General features: G+C 71.5%; 21 protein-coding genes. 4 read left to right on the forward strand and 17 right to left on the reverse strand.

Features of this window, described 5'->3' with window-relative positions; translation table 11 throughout:
* Window positions 1–7 precede the first annotated feature (7 nt).
* Both AC07EG_RS04795 and AC07EG_RS04800 read left to right on the forward strand, forming a co-directional pair.
* A complete protein-coding gene (locus AC07EG_RS04795; protein ID WP_478251653.1) occupies window positions 8–976 on the forward strand; it encodes an ATP-binding cassette domain-containing protein in 969 nt (322 codons plus the stop codon).
* Window positions 973–1,776, forward strand: coding sequence for an ABC transporter permease (locus AC07EG_RS04800; protein ID WP_478251654.1), 804 nt, complete (start codon window positions 973–975; stop codon window positions 1,774–1,776). The genes AC07EG_RS04795 and AC07EG_RS04800 overlap by 4 nt, the downstream gene beginning before the upstream one ends.
* Here AC07EG_RS04800 and AC07EG_RS04805 read toward each other — a convergent pair.
* Window positions 1,769–4,936 (reverse strand): AfsR/SARP family transcriptional regulator, encoded by a 3,168-nt coding sequence (locus tag AC07EG_RS04805; protein WP_478251655.1) that lies wholly within the window; start codon window positions 4,934–4,936, stop codon window positions 1,769–1,771. The genes AC07EG_RS04800 and AC07EG_RS04805 overlap by 8 nt on opposite strands.
* A gap of 110 nt (window positions 4,937–5,046) precedes the next feature.
* A complete protein-coding gene (locus AC07EG_RS04810) occupies window positions 5,047–7,593 on the reverse strand; it encodes an ATP-dependent Clp protease ATP-binding subunit (RefSeq protein ID WP_478251656.1) in 2,547 nt (848 codons plus the stop codon).
* Between the two features lie 373 nt (window positions 7,594–7,966).
* Here AC07EG_RS04810 and AC07EG_RS04815 point away from each other — a divergent pair, with 373 nt between their 5' ends.
* Complete coding sequence (locus tag AC07EG_RS04815) at window positions 7,967–8,788, forward strand: (2Fe-2S)-binding protein (protein WP_478251657.1); 822 nt, start codon at window positions 7,967–7,969, stop codon at window positions 8,786–8,788.
* A 327-nt stretch (window positions 8,789–9,115) separates the two neighbouring features.
* On the opposite strand, the gene AC07EG_RS04820 is transcribed toward AC07EG_RS04815, so the two are convergent.
* The 9 genes from AC07EG_RS04820 to AC07EG_RS04860 all read right to left on the reverse strand — a co-directional run bounded on the left by AC07EG_RS04820 (window position 9,116) and on the right by AC07EG_RS04860 (window position 18,033).
* Entirely contained in the window at window positions 9,116–9,697 is a 582-nt protein-coding gene (locus tag AC07EG_RS04820) for a TIGR03086 family metal-binding protein (protein ID WP_478251658.1), read from the reverse strand.
* 253 nt (window positions 9,698–9,950) lie between these two features.
* Window positions 9,951–10,298, reverse strand: coding sequence for a histone-like nucleoid-structuring protein Lsr2 (locus tag AC07EG_RS04825; protein ID WP_478251659.1), 348 nt, complete (start codon window positions 10,296–10,298; stop codon window positions 9,951–9,953).
* Window positions 10,299–10,434: 136 nt separating this feature from the next.
* Complete coding sequence (gene lysS, locus AC07EG_RS04830) at window positions 10,435–11,943, reverse strand: lysine--tRNA ligase (RefSeq protein WP_478251660.1); 1,509 nt, start codon at window positions 11,941–11,943, stop codon at window positions 10,435–10,437.
* A gap of 97 nt (window positions 11,944–12,040) precedes the next feature.
* On the reverse strand, window positions 12,041–12,547 hold the full coding sequence (gene panD / locus AC07EG_RS04835) for an aspartate 1-decarboxylase (protein WP_478251661.1): 507 nt from the start codon (window positions 12,545–12,547) through the stop codon (window positions 12,041–12,043).
* A gap of 11 nt (window positions 12,548–12,558) precedes the next feature.
* Complete coding sequence (gene panC / locus AC07EG_RS04840) at window positions 12,559–13,470, reverse strand: pantoate--beta-alanine ligase (protein WP_478251662.1); 912 nt, start codon at window positions 13,468–13,470, stop codon at window positions 12,559–12,561.
* Window positions 13,471–14,397: a Rossmann-like and DUF2520 domain-containing protein gene (locus AC07EG_RS04845; protein WP_478251663.1), complete on the reverse strand. Its 927-nt coding sequence runs from the start codon at window positions 14,395–14,397 to the stop codon at window positions 13,471–13,473.
* Window positions 14,398–14,511: 114 nt separating this feature from the next.
* Window positions 14,512–15,645, reverse strand: a complete 1,134-nt coding sequence (locus tag AC07EG_RS04850) for a PrsW family intramembrane metalloprotease (RefSeq protein ID WP_478251766.1) — start codon at window positions 15,643–15,645, stop codon at window positions 14,512–14,514.
* Between the two features lie 108 nt (window positions 15,646–15,753).
* The gene (locus tag AC07EG_RS04855) at window positions 15,754–17,430 is read right to left on the reverse strand and encodes a DUF6779 domain-containing protein (RefSeq protein ID WP_478251664.1); all 1,677 of its coding nucleotides are present in this window, start codon (window positions 17,428–17,430) and stop codon (window positions 15,754–15,756) included.
* Window positions 17,431–17,571: 141 nt separating this feature from the next.
* Window positions 17,572–18,033 carry a DUF3180 domain-containing protein gene (locus tag AC07EG_RS04860; protein ID WP_478251665.1) on the reverse strand — a complete coding sequence of 154 codons (462 nt, stop codon included), beginning with the start codon at window positions 18,031–18,033 and terminating at the stop codon, window positions 17,572–17,574.
* 61 nt (window positions 18,034–18,094) lie between these two features.
* Between AC07EG_RS04860 and AC07EG_RS04865 the strand changes: the two genes are divergently transcribed.
* On the forward strand, window positions 18,095–19,027 hold the full coding sequence (locus tag AC07EG_RS04865; RefSeq protein ID WP_478251666.1) for a helix-turn-helix domain-containing protein: 933 nt from the start codon (window positions 18,095–18,097) through the stop codon (window positions 19,025–19,027).
* Here the strand turns inward: AC07EG_RS04865 and AC07EG_RS04870 are convergent.
* From AC07EG_RS04870 to ftsH, 6 genes are read right to left on the reverse strand one after another with little or no spacing between them, the layout of a single operon-like run.
* Window positions 19,024–19,263 carry a hypothetical protein gene (locus AC07EG_RS04870; protein WP_478251667.1) on the reverse strand — a complete coding sequence of 80 codons (240 nt, stop codon included), beginning with the start codon at window positions 19,261–19,263 and terminating at the stop codon, window positions 19,024–19,026. The two genes, AC07EG_RS04865 and AC07EG_RS04870, sit on opposite strands and share 4 nt — an antisense overlap.
* Entirely contained in the window at window positions 19,257–19,790 is a 534-nt protein-coding gene (gene folK / locus AC07EG_RS04875) for a 2-amino-4-hydroxy-6-hydroxymethyldihydropteridine diphosphokinase (RefSeq protein ID WP_478251668.1), read from the reverse strand. Before folK ends, AC07EG_RS04870 begins: the two co-directional genes overlap by 7 nt.
* Window positions 19,787–20,161: a dihydroneopterin aldolase gene (folB, locus tag AC07EG_RS04880; RefSeq protein ID WP_478251669.1), complete on the reverse strand. Its 375-nt coding sequence runs from the start codon at window positions 20,159–20,161 to the stop codon at window positions 19,787–19,789. Before folB ends, folK begins: the two co-directional genes overlap by 4 nt.
* Complete coding sequence (folP, locus tag AC07EG_RS04885; protein WP_478251670.1) at window positions 20,158–20,991, reverse strand: dihydropteroate synthase; 834 nt, start codon at window positions 20,989–20,991, stop codon at window positions 20,158–20,160. Before folP ends, folB begins: the two co-directional genes overlap by 4 nt.
* Window positions 20,988–21,617 (reverse strand): GTP cyclohydrolase I FolE, encoded by a 630-nt coding sequence (folE, locus tag AC07EG_RS04890; protein WP_478251671.1) that lies wholly within the window; start codon window positions 21,615–21,617, stop codon window positions 20,988–20,990. The genes folP and folE overlap by 4 nt, the downstream gene beginning before the upstream one ends.
* Window positions 21,583–23,943, reverse strand: a complete 2,361-nt coding sequence (gene ftsH, locus AC07EG_RS04895; RefSeq protein ID WP_478251672.1) for an ATP-dependent zinc metalloprotease FtsH — start codon at window positions 23,941–23,943, stop codon at window positions 21,583–21,585. Before ftsH ends, folE begins: the two co-directional genes overlap by 35 nt.
* Window positions 23,944–24,006: the final 63 nt, after the last annotated feature.

The following is a 24,006-nucleotide window of genomic DNA, read 5'->3' on the forward strand; positions in this document are numbered from 1 at the left end:
GGAGAGCATGTCGCACGCGATCCGGGCCGAGGGCCTGGTGAAGACGTATGGGGAGACCAGGGCGCTGAACGGGGTGGACCTGGAGGTGCCGACCGGCGAGGTGGTCGGCGTGCTCGGGCCCAACGGCGCGGGCAAGACCACCGCCGTCCGCATCCTCGCCACGCTGATCCAGCCCGACGCCGGTTACGCCGAGGTCGGCGGGTTCGACGTGGTGAAGGACCCGGTGCGGGTCCGCGGGCTGATCGGCCTCACCGGGCAGTACGCCTCGGTGGACGAGGACCTCTCCGGCACCGAGAACCTGGTGATGATCGGGCGGCTGCTGGAGTTCAGCCGGGCCGACGCCCGGGCGCGGGCCAGGGAACTGCTGGAGCAGTTCGAGCTGACCGACGCCGCGGCGCGGCCGATCCGGACCTACTCCGGCGGGATGCGGCGGCGGCTGGACCTGGCCGCCAGCCTGGTCGGCCGGCCGCGGGTGCTGTACCTGGACGAGCCGACCACCGGGCTCGACCCGCACGCCCGCAACGAGGTGTGGAACGTCGTCCGCGGGCTGATCGCCGACGGCGCCACCGTGCTGCTGACCACGCAGTACCTGGAGGAAGCCGACCAGCTGGCCGACACCATCACCGTGTTCGACCGCGGCCGGGTGGTGGCCAACGGCCGGTCCGACGAGCTGAAGCGGCGCGTCGGCGGGCAGACCCTGCAGGTCCGCCCGACCTCGGCCGCCGACCTCGGCCTGGTCGAGGCCGTGCTCGGCGAGCTGACCGGCGCCCGCCCGCACCGCGACACCGCCACCGGCCTGCTCACCGCCCCGGTGGCCGACCCGATGCTGCTGTCCACCCTGGTCCGCCGGCTCGACGAAGCCGGGGTGACCGCCGACGAACTGGCGTTGCGCCTGCCCAGCCTGGACGAGGTGTTCCTGGCGCTGACCGGGCACGCCGCCGAAGAGACCACCGAACGAGAAGGGAGCCTGGTGTGACCACGGCGCTCGCCGCCCCGCCCCAGCGGTACGTCAGCCCGGCCAGGGGCCTGCGGCACGGGCTGACGCTGGCCTGGCGCGGGGTGCTGAAGATGCGGAAGAACCCGGAACAGCTGGCCGACGTGGTGCTGATGCCGATCGTCTTCCTGGCCATGTTCGTCTACCTGTTCGGCGGGGCCATCTCCGGCGACACCGGGGCCTACCTGACCATGGTGGTGCCCGGCGTGATGGTGATGAACGTGGTCCAGGTCAGCCTGTCCATCGGGTTGCACATGAACACCGACGTGTCCAAGGGCCTCTACGACCGGTTCCGCAGCATGCCGATCGCGCGTTCCGCCCCGCTGTTCGGCGCGGTGCTCGCGGACGTGGTGCGGTACCTGGTCTGCCTGGTGGTGCTGCTGGTGGTGGCCACGGTGATGGGTTACCGGATCGCCACCGACCCGTTCTCGCTGCTGGTCGCCGTCGGCCTGGTGGTGCTGTTCGGCCTGTGCTTCTGCTGGATCTCGGTGTTCGTCGGCATGGTGATGCGCAGTCCGGGCGCGGTGCAGGGGCTGATGTTCGTGTTCATCATGCCGCTGAGCTTCGGCAGCAACGTGTTCGTGCCGTCGGAGACGATGCCCGGCTGGCTGCGGGCGTGGACCGACGTCAGCCCGGTGAGCCTGCTCTCCGACGCCATGCGCGGCCTGCTCAACGGCGGGGCGGTGGCCGGTCCGCTGCTCGGCGCGCTGGTCTGGATGGCCGCCGTGCTCGCGGTGTTCTTCCCGCTGGCCATGCGGTCCTACCGCAGGCGCGTCACCTGAGCCCGGCGTCCACCTGCGCGAGCAACGCCGCCATGGCGTCCTCCTTGGACTGGCGGTAGCCGCGCAGGTGGGCGGCCCGGTAGGCGGGCTCGCCGAGTTCGGTGCGCAGGGCGTCGATCAGCTCACGCAGCTCGGGCTCGCCGAGGTCGAGGACCCCGCGCAACCGGGCGCTGACGCCGAGCATGGCCGCCGCCGCGGTGGCGTCACCCTCGCGGTGCTGCACCATGGCCAGCAGTTCGGCGCTGCGGGAGAGGTCGGCCAGGTCCCGGCGGCCGGTGGCCGACCGGGCGCCGATGCCGAGTTGCTCGCGGGCGTCGGCCAGCCGCCCTTCGGCCACGGCGAGCGCGGCGAGCCCGCGGCTGGACCACTCCAGCGTCGAGCCCGGCGGCAGCGCGCCGTCCGGCGGCCGGGCCGCCAGTTCCTCCAGCACTTCGCGGCAGAACGCGAAGTCCCCGCCGCGGCGGGCCAGTTCCGCCTTGCTGTACAGGGTGAAGATGGCGATCTCCTCGGTGGGGCGCTCCTCGAAGAGCCGTTCCAGGCGGGCCAGCTCCGACCACGCCCCGACCAGGTCACCCGCTCTGGCCCGTTCGAGCGCCAGCCGCCAGAGCTGCTGCCCCATCTCCTCGGTCAGGTTCAGCTCACGCGCCATCTCGAAGCCGCGTTCGTAGGCTTCGATGGCGCCGGCGTGGTCACCGCGGAGCGAACGGTCCTCGGCCACCGTGCTCCAGGCCATGCTCATGCCCCACCGGTCGCCGAGCGCCTCGAACTCGCTCAGCGCCTCGGCCCTGGCCACGTTGGCGGCCTCCCGCTCCCCGCGATCGCCCAGCACGAACCCGTGCACCCACTGCCCGGACGCGCGGATCCACTTGTCCCCGCTTTCGAGCGCCCTGGCGATCTCGCGGTCGGTCAGCTCGGCTTCCCCCGCCACGAAGGACACCATCGGCAGCGCGATCGCCAGCAGCGGGAACCGTTCGGTGGCCCCGGTCGCCACGCAGTCGTCCACGATGGAGCGGAAGTCCGGAGCCTGGTCGGTGCCGAGCATGACCACCCGCGTCATGCCGTGGATGAGCCGGAAGACGGCGTTGGCGTACGGCGGCAGCGCGTCGCCGAAGTCGATCATCCGCCCGGCGATCTCGATGGCCTGCGTGTGCTGGCCGCGGACCATCCAGAACCACAGCGTGCCCAGCGCCAGCCGGTGGGCGATCTCGGCTTCCCCCGTGCCGATCGCCCAGCGCAGCGCGGTCATCACGTTGTCGTACTCGGCGTCGAAGACGGCGATCGCTTCGATCTGGTCCGGCGTGCGGGTGCGCGGTTCCTCGTGTTCCACCACTTCGACGAAGTACTCCGCGTACCGGCGGAGGTAGGTTTCGCGCTCACCCGCTTCGGCCAGGCGCTCGTCGGCGTAGGCGCGGATCGTTTCGAGCATCCGGTAGCGCGGCTGCCCGCGTTCGTCCGGTCTGGCGTCCACGATGGACTTCTCGACCAGCGAACCGAGCACGTAGAGCACGTCGCCGTCGCAGACCCATTCGACGGCGTCGATGGTGGCACCGCCGGAGAACACCGACAGCCGCCTGGCCAGCACGCGCTCCGGCTCGTCGAGCAGGTCCCAGCTCCACTCGACCACCGCGCGGAGCGTGCGCTGGCGCGGCAGCGCGCTGCGGCTGCCCGAGGTGAGCAGGCGGAACCGGTCGTCGAGGCGCTGCGCGATCTGCGGCGCGGTCATCGAGCGCAGGCGGGCGGCGGCGAGTTCCAGCGCCAGCGGCATGCCGTCGAGGCGGTGGCAGATCTCCACCACCGCGGCCGTGGTGACCTCGTCGAGGGTGAACGCCGGGCTGACCGCGGTCGCGCGATCGGTGAACAGGCGCACGGCCGGGGCCCGGTCGGCGGGCACCTCGCGGCCGGGCAGCCCGAGCGGACCGAGCGGGCACAGCACCTCACCGGTGATCGCCAGCGCCTCGCGGCTGGTGGCCAGGATGCGCAGGCCGGGCACGCGGGCCAGCAGGTCGCTGGCGAAGTCCGCCACGGCCTCGATCACGTGCTCGCAGTTGTCGAGCAGCAGCAGGCACGGGCGGTGGCCGAGGGCCTCGGCGACCTGGTCGAGCACGTCGGGCACGGTCAGGTCGAGCGTGGTGCCGTCGATGACGCGGCGTTCGCGGATGCCGAGCGCGACGACGACCGCGGCGGGCACGTCGGCGGCGTCGCGCACCCCGGCCAGCGGCACGAACCACGCGCGGCCGTGCCCGGTCTCGGGGTGCCGGACGGCGGCCTCGGTGGCGAGCCGGGTCTTGCCCGCCCCACCCGGCCCGACCAGGGTGACCAGGCGGTGCTCGGCGAGGCGGGCGGCGATCGTGGCCAGCTCGTCGTCGCGGCCGACGAAGCTGGTCAGGCGGGCGGGGAAGGCGGCCGGCTGGGCAGCCGCCCGTGGCGGTGGTGGCAGTTCGCCGCGCAACACGGCCAGGTGGGTTTCAGCCAGCTCGGCCGCGGGGTCGACCCCCAGCTCGTCGGCCAGGGTCTGGCGCACGGTCTCGAAGGCGGCGAGGGCTTCGGACTGACGTCCGGCCATGGAGAGGGCCCGCATCCGGAGCGCGGCCAGTCGCTCGCGGAGGGGATGGCGTTCGGCGGCGGCCTCGAGGTCGGCGAGCACCTCGGCGTGCCTGCCGACGGCCAGTTCGGCCTCGAACCAGTCCTCGTGGGCGGCGGTGCGGAGGTCGTCGAGGCGTGCCGCGGGGGCGGTCGCGAAGGCGGCGTCGCGGACGTCGGCGAGAGCGGGCCCCTGCCAGAGTTCCAGCGCTTCGCCGAGCTGGGCCGCCGCCTTCGCCGGGCGGCCCGCTTTCAGTTCGGCACGCCCCTGAGCAGCCAATTGCTCGAACTCCGCGGCGTCGACCGCGGCAGCCAGCTGGTAACCGCCCGCCGCGGAGGTGAGCACGCCGGTTTCGGGCAGGGCCTTGCGGAGGCGGGAGACCAGCGACTGGAGCGCGTTCGCCGCGTCCGCCGGCGGCTCGGCACCCCACAGGTCGGCGACCAGCGCCTCCGCCGTCACCACCCGGCCCGCCGCCAGGGCGAGCCGCGCCACGAGCATGCGGAGGCGCGCCCCACCCAGGGTGACCGGAGGGCCCTGGTCCGCCTGAACACGAACCGGCCCGAGCAGCACAACGCGCACACCCCCACCCTTCCAGACCCCCACCCCCGCGGGCCGGAGCGAGGGGTGGACACAAAACCGCGCCCCCGGAACCGAGGGTTCCGGGGGCGCGGCGGACGTGCGGGTGTGGCTTACTCGCCGTCGGATTCCTGGTGGTCACCGGCGCCGATGCTGACCGGCGGGGAGTCCGGCACGCTGGACGGACGGGCCTCACCCCGGAAGGTGAACCGCGCCTGGTCGTCCTTCTCGCCGTCCTCGCCGTTCCAGCCCTCGACGTCGACCACGATGATCTGCCCGGCCTGCACCTCGCCGAACAGGATCTTCTCGGACAGCTGGTCCTCGATCTCCCGCTGGATGGTGCGACGCAGCGGACGGGCACCGAGCACCGGGTCGAAGCCGCGCTTGGCGAGCAGGGCCTTGGCCTTCTCGGTCAGCTCGATGTCCATGTCCTTGGACTTCAGCTGCGTCTCGACCCGCGCGATCATCAGGTCGACCATCTGGATGATCTGGTCCTTGGTCAGCTGGTGGAAGACGATGATGTCGTCGATCCGGTTCAGGAACTCCGGCCGGAAGTGCTTCTTCATCTCCTCGTTGACCTTCTGCTTCATCTTCTCGTACTTCGACGAAACGTCGTTTCCGGATTGGAAGCCGAGGCTCACGGACTTGGAGATGTCCGAGGTCCCGAGGTTCGAGGTGAAGATCAGCACGGTGTTCTTGAAGTCGACGGTCCGGCCCTGGCCATCGGTCAGGCGGCCGTCCTCCAGCACCTGGAGCAGGGTGTTGTAGATCTCCTGGTGCGCCTTCTCGATCTCGTCGAACAGCACCACCGAGAACGGCTTGCGCCGCACCTTCTCGGTCAGCTGGCCACCCTCTTCGTAACCGACGTAGCCCGGAGGGGCACCGAACAGCCGCGAAGCGGTGTAGCGGTCGTGGAACTCACCCATGTCGATCTGGATGAGCGCGTCGTCCTCGCCGAACAGGAAGTTCGCCAGCGCCTTGGACAGCTCGGTCTTACCGACACCGGACGGACCGGCGAAGATGAACGAACCGGACGGGCGCTTCGGGTCCTTCAGGCCGGCGCGGGTGCGGCGGATCGCCTGGGAAACGGCCTTGACCGCGTCCTCCTGGCCGATGATCCGCTTGTGCAGCTCCTCCTCCATGCGGAGCAGACGGGTGGTCTCCTCCTCGGTGAGCTTGAACACCGGGATACCGGTCCAGTTGGCCAGGACCTCGGCGATCTGCTCGTCGTCGACCTCCGCGACGACGTCCAGGTCACCGTCCTTCCACTGCTTCTCCCGCTCGGACTTCTGGCCCAGCAGGGTCTTCTCCTCGTCGCGCAGGCGCGCGGCGCGCTCGAAGTCCTGCGCGTCGATGGCCGATTCCTTGTCCCGGCGCACGTCGGCGATCTTCTCGTCGAACTCGCGCAGGTCCGGCGGCGCGGTCATCCGGCGGATGCGCATCCGGGCACCGGCCTCGTCGATCAGGTCGATCGCCTTGTCCGGCAGGAACCGGTCGTTGATGTACCGGTCGGCCAGCGTGGAGGCGGCGACCAGCGCCGAGTCGGTGATCGAGACGCGGTGGTGCGCCTCGTACCGGTCACGCAGGCCCTTGAGGATCTCGATGGTGTGCTCGAGCGAGGGCTCGCCGACCTGGATCGGCTGGAAGCGGCGTTCCAGCGCGGGGTCCTTCTCGACGTACTTGCGGTACTCCTCGAGCGTGGTGGCACCGATGGTCTGCAGCTCACCACGGGCCAGCATCGGCTTGAGGATGGACGCCGCGTCGATCGCGCCCTCGGCGGCACCCGCACCCACCAGGGTGTGGATCTCGTCGATGAACAGGATGATGTCGCCGCGGGTCTTGATCTCCTTGAGCACCTTCTTCAGGCGCTCTTCGAAGTCACCGCGGTACCGGGAACCGGCGACCAGCGAGCCGAGGTCGAGGGTGTAGAGCTGCTTGTCCTTCAGCGTCTCCGGGACCTCGCCCTTGACGATGTTCTGCGCCAGGCCCTCGACGACGGCGGTCTTGCCGACGCCGGGCTCCCCGATCAGCACCGGGTTGTTCTTGGTCCGGCGGGAGAGCACCTGCATCACGCGCTCGATCTCCTTGCCGCGCCCGATCACCGGGTCCAGCTTGCCCTCGCGGGCGGAGGAGGTCAGGTTGCGGCCGAACTGGTCGAGCACCAGCGAGGACGACGGGGTCCCCTCACCGCGGCCGCCACCGGCCTCGGCGGGCTCCTTGCCCTGGTAACCCGAGAGCAGCTGCAGCACCTGCTGGCGCACCCGGTTGAGGTCCGCGCCGAGCTTGACCAGCACCTGCGCGGCCACGCCCTCGCCCTCGCGGATCAGGCCGAGCAGGATGTGCTCCGTGCCGATGTAGTTGTGGCCGAGCTGCAGGGCCTCGCGCAGCGAGAGCTCCAGCACCTTCTTCGCCCGCGGCGTGAAGGGGATGTGCCCGCTGGGCGCCTGCTGCCCCTGGCCGATGATTTCCTCGACTTGCTGGCGAACGCCCTCCAGGGCGATGCCCAGCGATTCGAGCGCCTTGGCGGCGACACCCTCACCCTCGTGGATGAGACCCAGGAGGATGTGCTCGGTGCCGATGTAGTTGTGGTTGAGCATCCTGGCTTCTTCCTGGGCCAGGACGACCACCCGCCTCGCGCGGTCGGTGAACCTCTCGAACATTCCCACTCCCTCGACTGCTGCGCCGGCGGTGAGTACCCACCGATTCCTTCCACGATGAGTTCAGCACCGTAAGACCACTGTAGTAGCCAAGCGGTCGCGCTGGCGTACCACTACGTCAGTTGACGCCTCAGTCACTCGGCATACCCGGCCACCGTCGGGCCGGACTCGAATTCAGACGTTTCCGCTGATGGTTGACGTCTGGTCCAACGCCGCAGGTAGCCGCAGGATTCCGGAGGCGCCGCGCTGTCCGCTCAGCGCGAACAAACCGAAGACGGGTGACGGTCCCACTTTCGGGGAACCCGGGTGGCAGGCCAGTCGAGGATGGGTAAGGTAAGGCACGCCTAATCACTCGATCAGTCCACCAGGAGGCTCGATGTCGGTCCGCGGTCCCGGAGACGCCACGCGGGTGGCGGTCGGGGGCCTGGCCGAGTCGGTCCACCGGGTCGACGGCCTGCAGAGCCGTGCGAGCCTCCGCGCCGAGCTGCCGTCCGGGCCGAGCCGCGGGCACTGGCGGCGGTGCGCGGAGCTGCTCGACGACCCCGCCCTGTTCACCGGCTGGCACGACCGCCTCGGCGACTGGCTGCTGGCGCGCCACGGGGCGGCACCGAAGCGGACGGCCGCCGGGTACGTGATGTCGTGGTACCTGCACGTGCCCGCCTACGCCGCCGCGCTCCTGCTGCACCACGAACGGCGCGTGCCCGCGCTGCGGCCCGCCGAACTGGCCTTCCGGCTCTCCGGCGACCGGCCGCACCCGGACGGCATCGCGGTGCTCGGCACCGAGTTCTACTGCCTGCCCAGCGACCCCGGCTCCGGCCTGCCGGAGGCGACCGTGGTCGCGGACGAGCACGAGCTGGTCGCCGTGCTGCGGGCCCGCTACACCGCGCACGCCGCCCGGTTCGTGGGGGCCTACCGGAAGGTGAGCCCGCTGGGCCCGCGCACGCTGTGGGCCGCGGCCACCGACGCGCTGGACAACTCGCTCTGGTGGGCGGGCCGCCACGGCGGTGACGAAGGCGCGGGTGTGGCGGACGCCGCCTTTGTGCTCGACGCGGTGTACCCGCCGCTGACCTCGGCCTCCACCCTGCGCCGAACCGACCAGCGGGAATGGGCGCGGCGACGGGAAAGCTGCTGCTTCTCGTACTTGCTACCGGGGGAAGCGGAATGTGAAGGCTGCCCCCGCACGTGCGCGCGTCAGTGAGGTCCGGGGCTCCGCCCGGGTCGCCGCGGCCACCCCACTGACCAGCAGGAACGGGCGCGGCGCCGCAAGCTGCCACTCCCCTGCGCCGTCACCAGTGCGCGGAAGCCAGCCCGGGCCACGGCCGGTCAGGCGCAGCAGCGCAGGCGGAATCCAGCCCGGTTCGCGACCGCAGGCCCCGCAGTCGCCACCTCGACCAGCGGCAACGGGGGCGGCGGCGGGTAAGCCGCTTTCCCACCCTCCGCACCCGGCCCCAGGGCCAGTAGCGCCCACTGACCAGCGGAGATCGGGGTAGCGGCGGGTGGGCAGCTTCTGCTGCCCACCCCGGCCTCAGTGACGTGCGGGCGCGGTCCAGCCGGGATCCCGGCCGCTCAGGCCCAGCAGCCGGTCCAGCACCGGCGCGGAGGCGGGTACCGGCACCTCCGGACCGAAGACCTTCATCTCCCGCGCCATGGCCGCGGTGGGCAGCAGCTGCGCGTACAGCTCCGCCACCACCGCCTCCTCCGGCGCGTACGGCCGCCCGGTGGCCACGGCCAGGTCCCAGCCGTGCAGCACGAACTCCCCGAAGACCATGCCGTGCACCATCGACGCGGGCAGCTCACCCCCGCCGAAGCTGGTCACGCCCTCCGAAGCACCCGGACGGCCCAGTGCTTCGATGAGCTCCGCGGTCTGCCGGTCGAGGCGGGCGGCCCAGTCCTCGCCCAGTTCGACGCCGGTCTCGCCGTCGCCCGGGGCGGGCGGGTCCGCCCGCCTGGCGGCGGCCAGCAGGAACGGTCCCCAGTACAGGAGGTGCCGCAGCAGCGCGCGGACGTCGTAGTCGGCGCACGGCGTCGGCGCACGCAGGTCGGCCGGTTCGACGGCGTGCACGATCTCGGTGAAGCGGGCCGCGGCGAGCGGCAGGAGTTCTGGCATGCGCCGATTAGCCCACACCCCGCGCACGGCGGTCTAGAACAAACGCGACAAGCCTGCCGTTCGAGTTGACCACCCATCAAGGCCCGCGGAATTCCTCGATCGAAAAGCCGGCGAATGGACCCGTTGCGCTAAGCAGCCGATCGCGATCGGCCGAGCCGGTGAAGTGACCGGGGCAACCATTCCGCAGTACGAGAACACCGAAGGGGGCACCGGCGGAACGCCGGTGCCCCCGTGCAGGAAGAGCGGGTAATGCTCAGTTCTTCTTGTGGTAGGCCTCGACCACCTCGGACGGGATGCGCCCGCGGTCGGAAACCTGATAGCCGTTCTTGCGCGCCCAGGCCCGGATGGCCTGGTTCTGCTCGCGGTCGACGGTGGCCGGGCGGGCCACCGCCTTGGTCGCCGGACGGCCGCCGGCCCGCTTGCGGCCACCGGCCCGGCGGGCGTGCTCGACGTACTGCGCCAGTGCGTCGCGCAGTTCTTCGGCATTGTCGGCCGACAGATCGATCTGGTAGCTCACACCGTCCAGACCGAACTCGACGGTCTCTTCGGCCTCCGAACCGTCCAGGTCGTCGACAAGTGAGACAAGGACCTTCTGCGCCATTGGGTTTCCTCCTGCTTAGGGCTAGCTCACAACTTGGTCAGGAAAGATCGGGTGGGGGTCCTGAGCCCCTTGACAGGAGCTTCTCGGTTAAGACATTAATACTCGCTCCCGCGAGTAAACGCAAATCTCGATTGGGTTATTCGGGCCGAACCAGCGGGAACAGGATGGTCTCCCGGATACCCAGGCCGGTCAGCGCCATCAGCAAGCGATCGATACCCATTCCCACTCCCCCGCTCGGCGGCATTCCGTACTCAAGGGCGCGAAGGAAATCCTCATCCAGCCGCATGGCCTCACTATCGCCCGCCGCGGCCAGCCGGGACTGGTCCACCAGCCTTTGCCGTTCGACCACCGGATCGACCAACTCGGAGTACCCGGTCGCCAGTTCGAATCCCCGAACGTAGAGGTCCCACTTCTCCGCGACCCCCGGCTGCGACCGGTGCTGCCTGGTCAGCGGGGAGGTCTCGACCGGGAAATCCCGGACAAATGTGGGGGCGTGCAGGTGATCACCGACCAGGTGTTCCCACAGTTCCTCGATCAGTTTGCCGTGGCCCAGTTTGGGGTCGACTTCGAGCTCGTGGGCGGCGGCGAAGGCGCGCAACCGGTCCACCGGGGTCTCCGGGGTTACTTCCTCACCGAGTGCCTCGGACAGGGAGCCATACATTGTCAGCGAGGCCCACTCGCCGGACAGGTCGTACTCGCTGCCGTCGGAAAGGGTCACCACCTGGGTGCCGAACACCGCCTCGGCGGCTTCCTGGACCAGCTCCCTGGTCATCACCGCATTGGTGTCGTAAGTGGCGTACGCCTCGTAGTACTCCAGCATGGCGAACTCGGGCGAATGGGATGAGTCACTGCCCTCGTTGCGGAAGTTGCGGTTGATCTCGAAGACCTTCTCGATCCCGCCGACCACGCAGCGCTTGAGGTAGAGCTCCGGCGCGATGCGCAGGTAGAGCTCCATGTCGAAGGCATTGGAGCGGGTGACGAACGGGCGGGCCGCGGCGCCGCCGTGCAGCGTTTGCAGCATCGGCGTCTCCACCTCGGTGAAACCGCGGCGGTGGAAGGATTCACGCAGCGAACGCATTACCCCGGCGCGCGTCTGGACCACTTCCCGCGCCTTCGGGCGCACGATGAGATCCACGTAACGCTGCCGGATGCGCGTTTCCTCGGCCAGTTCCTTGTGCGCCACCGGCAGCGGCCGCAGCGCCTTCGAGGTCAGCCGCCAGCCGTCGGCCAGCACCGACAGCTCACCGCGCTTGGAGGTGATCACCTCACCGGTGACGAACACGTGGTCACCGAGGTCCACATCGGACTTCCAGGCGGCCAGCGCGTCCGCGCCCACCTTGGCCAGGCTGATCATGGCCTGCAGTTCGCTGCCGCCCTCGCGCAGGCTGGCGAAGCACAGTTTCCCGGTGTTGCGCAGGAACATCACGCGCCCGGTGATGCCGACCCGCTCGCCGGTGGCGGTGTCGGCGGGCAGGCCGGTGTGCGCGGCGCGGATTTCGGCGAGGCTGTGCGTGCGCGGCACTTCGACCGGATAGGGCTCGATGCCCTCGGCGAGAATCCGCTCCCGCTTCTCCCGCCGAACGCGCATCTGTTCGGGCAGGTCGTCTTCACCGGTAACGCGTTCGGATGCGGGGTTCTCGCTCATAGCGCACAGGGTACGAACCCGCTGATCGGCTACGCCAACCGGATTACCGTTCCCGGCAATCCGGTGAAGCACGTTTCCGTTGTGCGTGAAACCGGACTCAGCGGTCGGACTGCTCTTGCAGCAACGCGTCGAGCCGGGCCGCGTCGACCGTTTCGGCGACCGGGAAGCCCACCGGGTCCATGCCCTGCTGGATCACCGGCAGCGAGCCGTTGAGCAGGCCGGAACCGTCCGGGACCTCGGCCGGGTCGTGCCCTTCGACCAGCACCCGGTTGTCGGCGTCGACGAAGACCACGCGCGGCTGGAACGATGCCGCTTCGGCGTTGTCCATCTGCCCGTACGAGATGACGATGACCAGGTCACCCGGGTGCACCAGGTGCGCGGCGGCGCCGTTGATGCCGACGATGCCGCTGCCGCGCTCCCCGCTGATCACGTAGGTCTCGAGCCGGGCGCCGTTGGTCACGTCGACCACGCTGACCTGCTCGCCGGGCAGCAGGTCCGCCGCCTCCATCAGCTCCTCGTCCAGCGTGAGCGAGCCCACGTAGTGCAGATCCGCCTGGGTCACCGTGGCCCGGTGGATCTTGGACTTCAGCATCGTGCGGTACATGTGACTGCTCGCTACTCCCCGGTCGGGATGCCGTGCTCGGCGGCCGCGCCGAGCAGGACGGATACGTTGTCGATCAGGCGCGTGCGGCCCACGCGTGCGGCGATCAGCAACCGTGCTTCCCCATCGACGGGGGCCGGGCCGAGATCGTTCCCGCGGAGTTCCAGGTAATCCACGTCCACCCGCGGTACGGCGGCCAGCGTGGCCCGCGCCGCGTCGAGCACCGCCGCCGCGCCTTCGCGGCCGGCGTGCGCACCCGCGGTCAGCGCCTTCGACAGCACCACGGCGTCCGCCCGCTCGCTTTCGGACAGGTAGGCGTTGCGCGAGGAGAGCGCCAGGCCGTCGGCTTCGCGCACGGTCGGCACGCCGATCACCCTGGTCTCGAAGTCCAGTTCGGCGGCCATCTTCTTGATCAGGACCAGCTGCTGGTAGTCCTTTTCGCCGAAGAACGCGTAGTCCGGGCGGACGATGTTGAACAGCTTCGCCACCACGGTCAGCACCCCGGCGAAGTGGCCGGGCCGGGCGGCGCCCTCCAGCTCGTCCCCCAGCGGTCCGGGGTGGACGGTCACCTGGGCGCCGGGCCCGTAGAGGTCCGCGGCCGCCGGCGTGAAGGCGAACTCCGCCCTGGCCTCGCCCAGCACCTCCAGGTCGCGCTCCAGCGGCCGCGGGTAGGCGTCGAAGTCCTCGTTCTCGCCGAACTGCAGCGGGTTCACGAAGATCGACGCGCCGACCACGGTGTTCGGCAGCCGCTTGGCCCGGCGCAGCAGTTCGCGGTGCCCGGCGTGCAGCGCGCCCATGGTCGGCACCAGCGCCACCTGGTGCCCGACGCGGCGCAGCGCCGAGGTGACCCGGCGCAGGTCGGCGGGCCGCTGGTAGCTGTTCAGCCCGCCCCTGGTGAACTTCGGCGCGGTTTTCGGTGTGGTCATTCAGGAATCAGCCCCTCGGGCGTGGTCGTCGAGCAGGCCGGTCAGCTCGGCCGCGGTGTCCGTGGCCAGCAGCCCGGCCTCCGCGGCCCGGACCGCCGTGCGGCGGGCCAGCGCGGTGTAGGCGGGCGACAGCTCGGGCGCGCGTTCGGCCAGCACCGCCAGGTGCGCCCGAACGGTTCCGGCGTCGCCCCTGGCCACCGGTCCGGTCAGCGCGCGATCGCCCTGACGCAGCACATTGTCCAATGCCGCGGAAAGCAGCGGTCCGAGGACCCGCTCGGCGTCGGCTATCCCGGCGCCGCGCAGCAGTTGCGCGCAGTCGGCGATCAGCGTGACCAGGTGGTTCGCGCCGTGGGCCAGCGCGGCGTGGTACAGCGGGCGAGCGGGTTCGGGGATGCGCACCGGCTCCCCGCCCATCTCCATCACCAGCGCCTCGCCGACGTTCCACGCCGCGTCGTCACCGGTGGCGGCGGTCACGCCGACGCAGCAGTGCGCCATGCGCTCGATGTCCTCTTCGCGGCCGGTGAAGGTCATCACCGGGTGCAGTGCCAGCGGCAGCGCCCCGGCCCCCGCCGCCGGGGCCAGGATCTCCACCCCGTGCGCGCCCGAGGTGTGCACCACGATCTGGCCGGGGCGCAGCGAATCGGTGGCCACCAGGCCGCGGACCATGCCGGCCAGCGCGTCGTCCGGCAGCGCCAGCAGCACCAGGTCGGCGCTGCGCACCACCTGGTCCGGCGGCAGCAGCGGCACCCCCGGCAGCAGCCGCTCGGCCCGGCGGACGGAACCGGCGGACAACCCGGAGGCGGCGATCACCGTGTGCCCGGCCCTGGTCAGCGCGGCACCGAGCACGCTGCCCACCCGGCCCGCCGAAACCACGCCGACGGCGAGTCTGGCCGGACGGTCCGTGGCGCGGCTGTCTCCGACGCTCATACCGGTTCATGCTCCCTCATGCGTTCCGGTCCCGCCCCATCGCGCCCGGCCTGTCGCAAGTCCGGGCGAGATTAGCCCCCGGACCCGGCGGTGTCGGCAGGGAGGTGATGAGCTTCACCCGGTCCGGTGCCCCTTCGCCGGTGCGTTCCGCCTGGACAACCGGACCGCTTCGGCCCTGGCCGAGCGCAGCGCGGTGACCAGCTCGCCGTGGTGCGCCTCGGCGTCCGGCGAGGCCGTGCCGGTGGCCATCGCCCGGCGCAGGAAGGCCAGCTCGGTGACCGCCGACTGGTAGGTGCCGACCGCGCGGGCGGCCGCCCGGCCCGACTCCTTCGCCGCCTGCCGCCGCCACTTCCGGCGGCCCGGCAGGCTGGCCAGCAGGTCCACTTCGGACGGCGCGATCCAGCGCGCGGTGGCCATCGCGGGCAGGGCGGCGGCCACGATCCGCTGCTCGCGCCGCCGGTGCCAGACCACCAGCATGGCCACCCCGATGAACATCGGCACCATGATCAGGAAGTAGATGTTGAGGAAGGCGTCGGCACCGCCGATGGTGGCCGCGCCGTTCCACAGCGCGTGCAGCGCGACCGCGGCCAGGTAACCGCCCAGCGGGGCCAGCACCCGCACCGGGCGGCTCGCCGACCGCGCGGCCAGCCCGATGCCCAGCCCGGTGAACACGGCGAACAGCGGGTGGGTGAACGGCGAGAGCACCCCGCGCAGGATGAACGCGGCGAGCACCCCGGCGTGCGTGCCGTCGCCGAACCCGTTCTCCGCGAACGCCCGGCCGAAGTAGTAGATGTTCTCGGTGAAGGCGAACCCGGCCGCGGAGAACCCGGCGTAGACGATGCCGTCGACCACGCCGTCGAACTCCTTGCGGCGGCGCAGCAGCACCAGGAAGACGATGGCCGACTTGGCCGCCTCCTCGACCAGCGGCGCCGAGACCACCGCGCTGAACGTGCTGCCGTTGCCGCTGCCCAGCAGCAGGTCGCCGACGGTCTCCGCGGTGTTGTTGATCAGCAGCGCGGTGGCCGTGGCCACCAGCGCGCCCCAGGCGAAGGTGATCAGCAGCAGCCGGGCCGGTTCGGGCTCCCAGCGGTCCACCCAGAGGAACACCGCGGTGACCACTCCGACCGGGAGCAGCGCGGCCACCACGCCGATCACCACGGCGAGCACGCCGACCCGCGAGGTCAGCACGCCGAACAGGACCAGGCCGCACAGGGCCAGCAGGATCAGCCCCAGCACCGGGAGCAGCACGGTGATCCGGCGCGGCCGGTGCCGTCGCTGGGCCGTCGAAGTGGCGATCACGGTCTGCAGACCCTACGCAGTGCCGTCCGGAGCAGCGCCCTGTCCTCCGGTCGGCGGTCAGTCCTCGGCCCGGCGGCGGCGGCGCGGGGTGGTCTTGCCCCCGCCGTGCGCGGCCAGCAGTTCGTTGACCGACCGGCCCGCGGCATGCGTGCCCTCCGGTTCCTCGGCGTCGGGCTTCGCATGGCCGGTGTGCCCACCGCCGTGCCGGGAACCGTTGGCCGGGGTGGCCTCGGCGAGGCGTTCCCAGGACGGCGGCTCGCCTTCGGCGCGGCGACGGCGCCCACCACCACCGCTGCTGCTGGGCTGAGCGGGCTCGGCGGGTTCGCCCTGGGGAGCAGCCGGTTTCGGCAGCGGCAGGCTCGCCGAGGACTGGTAGCCCTCGTCCTCGCTGCGGCGGCGACGGCCACCGGGGCGGCCTTCGCTCTGGATGGCCCGCACCGACGGCGGCAGCGTCGGGTTCTGCTTGGCGGCGGCCTCCGACGGCCGTTGCGCGCGAGCGGGCTCGGGCTTCGGCTCCGGCGCTCGGGGCGGCTGGGGCTGCTGGGGCGTTTTCGGGGCCTTCGGCGGCACGGGCTCGTACTCACCGGTGTGCTCGGCGCGGCGGCGGCCACCGGTCCGCGGCGGCTGGGCGGCGCCGTTGCGGGACCCGCGGCTGGTGCCGTTGCGGCCACCGGACTCCCAGCTGGGCTCGGCCGACCAGTCGAGGTCGAACTCCTTCGACAGCTCGGTCGGCCGCCCGGTGGGCAGGTAGCGGTCGGGCGCCGGTTCCGTACGGGCGGCGGCGGGCTTCGCGGCGGGCGGCTTGACCGGCTCGGGGGCCCGCTTGGGCGCGGCGGGCCGCGGCGGCGTGATGCCGGGACGGGTCAGGTCCTCCCGGCGCGGGCGGCGTTCCTCCGGCTGCGGCGCGGGCGGCGGCACCCGGCGCTTCGGGGCGGCGGCGTTGTCCAGTTCGGCCTGCTTGGCCTGGCGGCGGGCGGCGTCCGCCCTGGCCTCGCCCGCGGCCTTGCTCGCCCGCGCGGCGGCCGGGCCGACGGTTTCGGCCGGGCGCACCCGGCGGGTCGGCGGACCGGCGTCCTCCGGCTCCGGGCGGCGCGGGGGCTGGGCCGACGGCGGGTTGAGCACGTTCGGCAGGCTCTGCGAGCTCTCGCCCGGCTTCTGCACGGTCTCCGCGTCGATGATCCGGCGGCGGCGCTCGGGGTGGGTGACCACCTTGCGCTCGATGACCCGTTCGATCAGCTCGGTCGGCCGGTCGCCGGGGTCCGGGTCGGCGGCCTGCTTCGCGGCGGCGATCTGGGCCGGCTTCGCCTTCGAACCGGCGGCCTGCACCAGGCGCTGGTGGTCCTCGTTGAGCGAGCGCATCCTGGTCGCCTGCGCGGTCAGCGCCACCTGCTCGAACAGCACCTCACCGCCGAACAGGGACTGCAGGCTCTCCCGCAGGGCGATCACCTCGGCCCGCAGGGCGTCCAGCTCCTCGCGCGAGTCCTCCTGGGCCCGTTCGCGGCTCTCCGCCTCGATCTCCAGCTCGAACTCGCGGCGCGCGGCAATCTCCCGTTCCAGCTCCAGCTCGTAGACCGCCTGCGCCTGGGCCACCTCGTCCTCGGTGGCGGTCACCTGCTTGCGGTACTTGGCGGCGATGAAGGCACCGATCAACGCGGCCCAGAGGGCGGCGATGATGCCCAGTCGCAGCCAGCGGAGGTCCTGGGCGAGCACGAGGGCGAGAGTCGCGGCGACCACGAGGGCAAAGCCGACTACGAGCCACGGCCTACCGGATCGGTGGCCGCGCGAGTCGTCACCCACGCCAGTCATGCTCAACACCGTACCTTCTGGTAACCCGACCGAGACCTGTTCGGTACTTCGAACGGTGGAGTCTGTGCGTTAACCGGTCGGCCGCCCCCGATGATCGGGATCACGCGGTTCCGGCGCGCGGCAGCAGTGCTCGAGCCACAACGCGGCGCCGGCGAGCACGGCCGCGCAGAGCGCCCCCAACACGGCGCCGGGCGTGTCACCAGCGGCGGCCGCGAGTTCACCACCGCGCGGAACAAGGTACGCCAACGCGCCGAGCCACGCACCAAGCATGAGTGCGCCCAGTAGCGAACTGGCCTTGGCCAGGGCGACCGCCCGGGCCACACCGATGGCGTCCAGTACCCGACCGGATCGGATCCGGCTACGGAGCGTGAACCCGAGAATGGCCTCCACCGCGGCCAGGATCAGCAGCGGCAGCCCGGCGAGCAGCGGGAACCTCGGGAGGTCGCCGTAGAACAGTTCGAACAGCGCGAAGCCGAGGACGAGGCCGAGCAGCCCGGCGACGACGAGTTCGCGGGGCCTGGTGAATTGCATTACGCCACGGTACCCAGCCGGACCTGGCAGGCTTGACTCTCCAGTGACTGGAGGCTTCAGCATGCGAGGTGTGCGGTTCACCATCGGCGAGCTGGCCAGGCGGACCGGCCTGCCGGTGAAGACCATCCGGTTCTACTCCGACGAGGGCCTGCTGCCGCCGACCGGCCGCACCCACGCCGGGTACCGGCTCTACGACGCGCAGGCGATGGCCCGGCTCGAACTGGTCAAGACCCTGCGTGAACTGGGGCTCGGCCTGCCGGAGGTGGAACGCGCACTGGCCGGGCAGACCACCGTGGCCGAACTCGCCGCTCTGCACGTCGACGCGCTCGAGGAGCAGATCCGGCGGCTCCGGCTGCGCCGATCGGTCCTGCGCGCGGTCGCGAAACGCGGATCCGAACTGGAGGAAGTGAAGCTGATGAACAGGCTGGCCTCGATGTCCGACGAAGAACGGCGTCGGCTGATCGACGAGTTCTGGAACGAGATGGTCGACGGGCTCAACGTCAACCAGGAGTTCTACGACCGGATGCGCTCGGCGAAGCCCGAGTTGCCGGAGGACCCGTCCGCCGAGCAGCTCGAAGCGTGGATCGAGTTCGCCGAACTGGTGCAGGACCCCGAGTTCCGCGCGTTGATCCGGGCGATGAGCGAAGCGCATTCGGCGGCCCGCGACAACGGCGAGTCGATGGCACCCGCCGACCAACCGCCGTACGAGGAGTTCTTCCAACGGGCGAACGACGCGCTGGCATCCGGCGTAGCACCGGATTCCCCGGAAGGACGAGCCGTTGCCGACGAGTTGTTCACCGCCTCGGCCGGCGACCGGGACCCCGCCGACGTGTTGTATCGGCGTGAAGTCCTGGAGCGATTCGGCCAAGGCGGTGATCCACGCGCCGAGCGGTACTGGCAGCTGCTCGCCGTCATCAACGGCTGGCCGCCGATACCCACCCAGGCACCCGCCGTGCAGTGGCTCGCCGAAGCGATGCGGGCGGCGATCGACTAGAAGAACGCCTCCGCGAGCCGGTCCACCTGGCCCGGGTCGGCGGCCCGGCAGCAGAGCACGACCTCGTCGGCGCCGAGGCCGGTGTAGCCGTCCACGGCCCGGCGGAGCTGCTCGGCGGTGGTGAGCAGGCCGTCGGCGATGGGGTCGACGTGCTCGGTGAGCACTTCGGGACCGCCGGGGGTGGCGGGTGCCGGGCCGATCGGGCCGGCACCCGCGCGCCGCGCCCAGGTCAGCAACGGGGCGGGGTCGTCGACGGGCCGCCACCCCACTGCGGTGCGATCGACTCCGGCGAGCCGATTTTCCGGACCCCCGCGCGGTCCGCTTCGGGCAGCGCGGCGAGCAACGCGGCGATCGGCCCGTGACCGGGCAGCACGGCTTCCGGCTCGACCTCCAGCCACGGGATCAGCACGCTCGCCCGCTGCGGGGTACCCGGGTGCGGCAGCAGCAGTTCCGGGTCGGCCGAGCGCACGCCGTCGACGGTCACCACGTCGACGTCCAGCGTGCGCGGGCCCCAGCGCTGCTCGCGCACCCGGCCCGCCGCCCGCTCCAGCTCCTGCCCGGCCCGCAACCAGGCCCAGTGGTCGCGCGCCGGATCGTCGACCACGCACACCGCGTTCAGGAAGTCCGGCTGGTCCGCCACCCCCCACGGCTCGGTCTCGTACACGCTCGACACCGCGACCGGCCGCAGCGCCGTCACCACCGAAGCGAGGAACCCGAGCCGGTCACCCAGGTTCGACCCCAGCGAGAGCACCGCCCGGCTCATCCCCGCGCCCCCCGCCGCGACCGGCGGATGGTCACCGCCACGTCGTCGAAGGTGAGCGGGATCGGCGCCGACGGCTTGTGCACGGTCACCTCGGCCGCGTGCAGCCGCGAGTCCTTCATCACCTCGTCGGCGATCCGGCCGCCGACGCTCTCGATCAGGTCGTACGGCTCACCGGCCACGATGTCCGCGGCCAGCTGCGCCAGTTCGCCGTAGTGCAGCGTCTTCGTCAGGTCGTCGGTGGCGGCGGCCTCGTCGAGGTCCAGCCAGACGGTGAGGTCCACGACGAACTCCTGCCCGTCGCGCTTCTCGTGCTCGAACACCCCGTGCCGCCCGAACACCCGCAACCCGGTCAGCGTGATGCGATCGGTCATCCCCGCCTCCAGGCGGCGGCCACGGCGACGGCGTCCAGCGAGGCGCCGACCTCGTGCACCCGCACCCCCCACGCCCCGGCCGCGGCGGCCAGCGCGGACACCGCCGCGGTGGCGTGCTCGCGACCGGACGGCGGGCGCGGCTCACCCGCGTCGTCCGCCAGCAACCGGCCGAGGAACCGCTTCCGCGAAGCCCCGACCAGCACCGGGAAGCCCAGGTCGAGCAGTGAACCGAGGCCGTGCAGCAACGCCCAGTCGTGCTCGGCGCGCTTGGCGAAGCCGAGCCCGGGGTCGAGCACGAGCGCACCGGGAGCGACCCCGGCGGCCAGCGCCGCGTCGACCCGCTCGCACAGCTCCGTCCGCACCTCGGCGACCACGTCGCCGTAGACGGCCAGCTGGTTCATCTCGCGGCTGTGCCCGCGCCAGTGCATCAGCACCCACGGCACCTCGGTGGCCGCGGCCACCTTCGCCATGTCGGGGTCGGCGAGCCCACCCGAAACGTCGTTGATGATCCGCGCCCCGGCCTCCACCGCCGCCGCCGCGACCGCGGCCCGCGTGGTGTCCACGGAGAGCACCATGCCCTCTTCGGCGAGCGCCCGGACCACCGGCAGCACCCGCTCGATCTCGGTGGCCGCGTCCACCCTGGCCGCACCCGGCCGGGTCGACTCCCCGCCGACGTCGATCACGTCCGCGCCCCTCGCCCACATCTCGCGGGCGTGCGCGAGCGCCGCGTCGGTGCTGAGGTAGCGGCCACCGTCGGAGAAGGAGTCGGGCGTGACGTTCAGCACGCCCATCACCGCGCACCGCCCCGGCTCGGGCAACGCCCAGTTCATCGACGGCTCTTGATCAGGTTCAGCGCCTCGGCCCGGGTGGTGGGCGAGGTCCGCATGATGCCCCGCACCGCCGACGTGGTGGTGCGCGCACCCGGTTTGCGGATGCCGCGCATCGCCATGCACAGGTGCTCGGCCTCGACCACCACGATCACCCCGCGCGGCTCCAGCTTGCGCTCGAGCGCGTCGGCGACCTGCGAGGTCAGCCGCTCCTGCACCTGCGGGCGCTTGGCGTAGAGGTCGACCAGGCGGGCCAGCTTCGACAGCCCGGTCACCTTGCCGTGGCAGTTCGGGATGTACCCGACGTGGGCCACCCCGTGGAACGGCACCAGGTGGTGCTCGCAGGTGCTGTACATCGGGATGTCGGTGACCAGGACCAGCTCCTCGTGACTTTCGTCGAAGGTGCGGTCCAGCACCTGGTCCGGATTGCTGTACAGCCCGGCGAACATCTCGTGGTACGCCCGCGCCACCCGCGCCGGGGTCTCCACCAGACCTTCGCGGTCCGGGTCCTCACCGCACGCGAGCAGCAGCTCGCGCACGGCCTTCTCCGCACGTTCCTGATCGAACACCGGTCCATCATCGCCGACCCGGTGCTCAGCGTTGCTGCTGGCCGTCCTGATCGTCGCCATCCGGCCGCTGAGCACCCTGCTCGGGGGACGGCGGCGGCTGGTCCGCCGGACGCCACGGCTGGGCGGGCTGACCACCCGGCGAGGTGGCCGGGGTCCACCCGGGGGGCGCCCCGTAGTGCGGCGGGCCCGCGTAACCACCGGGCTGGTACGGCGGCTGGGCACCGTAGGGCTGCGGCCAGTTCGCGGTGCCGTTGGGACCGGCGTGCGGCCGGGCGCCGTTCGGGTAACCACCGGGCGGTGGCGGGGCGAACGGGTTCGGGTTCGGCGGCGGCTCGGGCGCGCCGTGCGGCGGCCCGCCGGGCAGGTCACCGCCACCGGGCGCGGTGCCGACCGGGGTCGGCGCCGGGCGCACCACCGGCTTCTCCTGCGGCGGGGGCCACGGCTCACCGCGCTCGATGGCCAGCTCACCCGGGGTCTTGATCGGCGGCTTGTCCGACGGGGTGCGCTCACCGAACTCGTTGAACACGGTGATGTGCGGGCGCTTCTCCACCGTGGCGAAGATGCGCTCCAGGTCCTTGCGCTGGAGGGTCTCCTTCTCCAGCAGCTCGATCACCAGCTCGTCGAGCACGTCGCGGTAGGTGTTGAGCACCTCCCACGCCTCGGTGTGCGCGGTCTCGATCAGCTTGCGGACCTCTTCGTCGATCTCGTGCGCGACCTCGAGGGAGTAGTCCGCCTGACGGCCCGCCGACCGGCCGAGGAACGGGTCGCCCTGCTCCTGGCCGTACTTGACCGCGCCGAGCCGGGCGCTCATGCCGTACTCGGTGACCATCGCGCGGGCGATCTTGGTCGCCTGCTCGATGTCGGAGGAGGCCCCGGTGGTCGGCTCGTGGAACACCAGTTCCTCGGCGGTCCGGCCACCCATCGCGAAGACCAGGCGCCCGATCATCTCCGACCGGGTCATCAGCTCCTTGTCGTCCTCGGGCACCAGCAGCGCGTGGCCGCCGGTCCGCCCGCGGGGCAGGATGGTCAGCTTGTACACCGGCTCGATGTCCGGCATCGCCCACGCGGCGAGCGCGTGCCCGCCCTCGTGGTAGGCGGTGATCTTCTTCTCCTTCTCGGAGATGATCCGGCTCTTGCGGGCCGGCCCGCCGATCACCCGGTCCACCGACTCCTCGAGCGCGGCGTCGGTGATCACGTGCCCGTTCTGCCTGGCGGTGAGCAGCGCCGCCTCGTTGATCACGTTGGCCAGGTCGGCACCGGACATGCCGACCGTGCGCTTGGCCAGCGCGTCGAGGTCGGTGCCCTGCGCGATCGGCTTGCCCTTGGAGTGCACGGCCAGGATGGCGCGGCGGCCGCGCATGTCCGGCGCGGACACCGGGATCTGGCGGTCGAACCGGCCGGGGCGCAGCAGCGCCGGGTCCAGGATGTCCGGGCGGTTGGTCGCGGCGATCAGGATGATGCCGCCGCGGGCGTCGAAGCCGTCCATCTCGACCAGCAGCTGGTTCAGCGTCTGCTCGCGCTCGTCGTGCCCGCCGCCGAGACCGGCCCCGCGCTGGCGGCCGACCGCGTCGATCTCGTCGACGAAGATGATGCACGGCGCGTTCTGCTTGGCCTGCTCGAACAGGTCGCGCACCCGGGAGGCACCGACACCGACGAACATCTCCACGAAGTCCGAACCGGAGATCGTGTAGAACGGCACCCCGGCTTCCCCGGCCACGGCCCTGGCCAGCAGCGTCTTACCGGTACCGGGCGGCCCGTAGAGCAGCACGCCCTTCGGGATCTTCGCGCCGAGCGCCTGGTAGCGCGCCGGGTTCTGCAGGAAGTCCTTGATCTCGTACAGCTCTTCCACGGCCTCGTCGGCCCCGGCGACGTCCCCGAAGGTGGTCTTCGGCATGTCCTTGTTGAGCTGCTTGGCCTTCGACTTGCCGAAGTTGAGGACGCGGTTCCCGCCACCCTGGGCGTTGTTCATCATCCACATCAGCAACAGCAGCAGCAGCGCCAGCGGGATCATGTAGATCAGCAGCTGGGTGAAGATCGAGTCCTGGCTGACCGTGGTGCCGAACTTGATCGGCTGGCCGTTGTTCTTGGCCTGGATCAGCCCGTTGTAGATCTCGTCACCGGCTTCGGCCGGGTACTGCGTGCGGATCTGGGTGACCTGCTTGCCGTCGACCTCGATCGGGTTGGCCAGGGTCAGCTTGAGCTGCTGCTCCTTGTCCTCGAGGTTCGCCTCCTTGACGTTCCCGCTGGTCACCTGGGCCATCGCCTGGGACGTCGGGGTCTGCGTGTAGGCGCGATCGCTGTCGAAGATCGTGGAGAACACGAAGTAGAGCAGGACGAGGGCGAGGATCCACAGCAGTGGGTTCTTGAGCAGGCGCTTGCGGTCCATAGTGCTCGGCCGGGGTCGGCCTCAGCCCTCCCTGATTAGGCGGTTTGTGTGACATCCGCCGTC

The sequence above is a fragment of the Amycolatopsis sp. NPDC045836 genome, from assembly GCF_056431745.1.

What these genes read in the sequence shown, in the direction of transcription:
- AC07EG_RS04795 (WP_478251653.1), top strand. Translation starts at nt 8, where the DNA reads ATGTCGCACGCGATCCGGGCCGAGGGCCTGGTGAAGACGTATGGGGAG.
- AC07EG_RS04810 (WP_478251656.1), bottom strand. Translation starts at nt 7,593, where the DNA reads ATGTTCGAGAGGTTCACCGACCGCGCGAGGCGGGTGGTCGTCCTGGCC.
- AC07EG_RS04815 (WP_478251657.1), top strand. Translation starts at nt 7,967, where the DNA reads ATGTCGGTCCGCGGTCCCGGAGACGCCACGCGGGTGGCGGTCGGGGGC.
- AC07EG_RS04820 (WP_478251658.1), bottom strand. Translation starts at nt 9,697, where the DNA reads ATGCCAGAACTCCTGCCGCTCGCCGCGGCCCGCTTCACCGAGATCGTG.
- AC07EG_RS04825 (WP_478251659.1), bottom strand. Translation starts at nt 10,298, where the DNA reads ATGGCGCAGAAGGTCCTTGTCTCACTTGTCGACGACCTGGACGGTTCG.
- lysS (WP_478251660.1), bottom strand. Translation starts at nt 11,943, where the DNA reads ATGAGCGAGAACCCCGCATCCGAACGCGTTACCGGTGAAGACGACCTG.
- panD (WP_478251661.1), bottom strand. Translation starts at nt 12,547, where the DNA reads ATGTACCGCACGATGCTGAAGTCCAAGATCCACCGGGCCACGGTGACC.
- panC (WP_478251662.1), bottom strand. Translation starts at nt 13,470, where the DNA reads ATGACCACACCGAAAACCGCGCCGAAGTTCACCAGGGGCGGGCTGAAC.
- AC07EG_RS04845 (WP_478251663.1), bottom strand. Translation starts at nt 14,397, where the DNA reads ATGAGCGTCGGAGACAGCCGCGCCACGGACCGTCCGGCCAGACTCGCC.
- AC07EG_RS04860 (WP_478251665.1), bottom strand. Translation starts at nt 18,033, where the DNA reads ATGCAATTCACCAGGCCCCGCGAACTCGTCGTCGCCGGGCTGCTCGGC.
- AC07EG_RS04865 (WP_478251666.1), top strand. Translation starts at nt 18,095, where the DNA reads ATGCGAGGTGTGCGGTTCACCATCGGCGAGCTGGCCAGGCGGACCGGC.
- folK (WP_478251668.1), bottom strand. Translation starts at nt 19,790, where the DNA reads ATGAGCCGGGCGGTGCTCTCGCTGGGGTCGAACCTGGGTGACCGGCTC.
- folB (WP_478251669.1), bottom strand. Translation starts at nt 20,161, where the DNA reads ATGACCGATCGCATCACGCTGACCGGGTTGCGGGTGTTCGGGCGGCAC.
- folP (WP_478251670.1), bottom strand. Translation starts at nt 20,991, where the DNA reads ATGAACTGGGCGTTGCCCGAGCCGGGGCGGTGCGCGGTGATGGGCGTG.
- folE (WP_478251671.1), bottom strand. Translation starts at nt 21,617, where the DNA reads ATGGCGACGATCAGGACGGCCAGCAGCAACGCTGAGCACCGGGTCGGC.
- ftsH (WP_478251672.1), bottom strand. Translation starts at nt 23,943, where the DNA reads ATGGACCGCAAGCGCCTGCTCAAGAACCCACTGCTGTGGATCCTCGCC.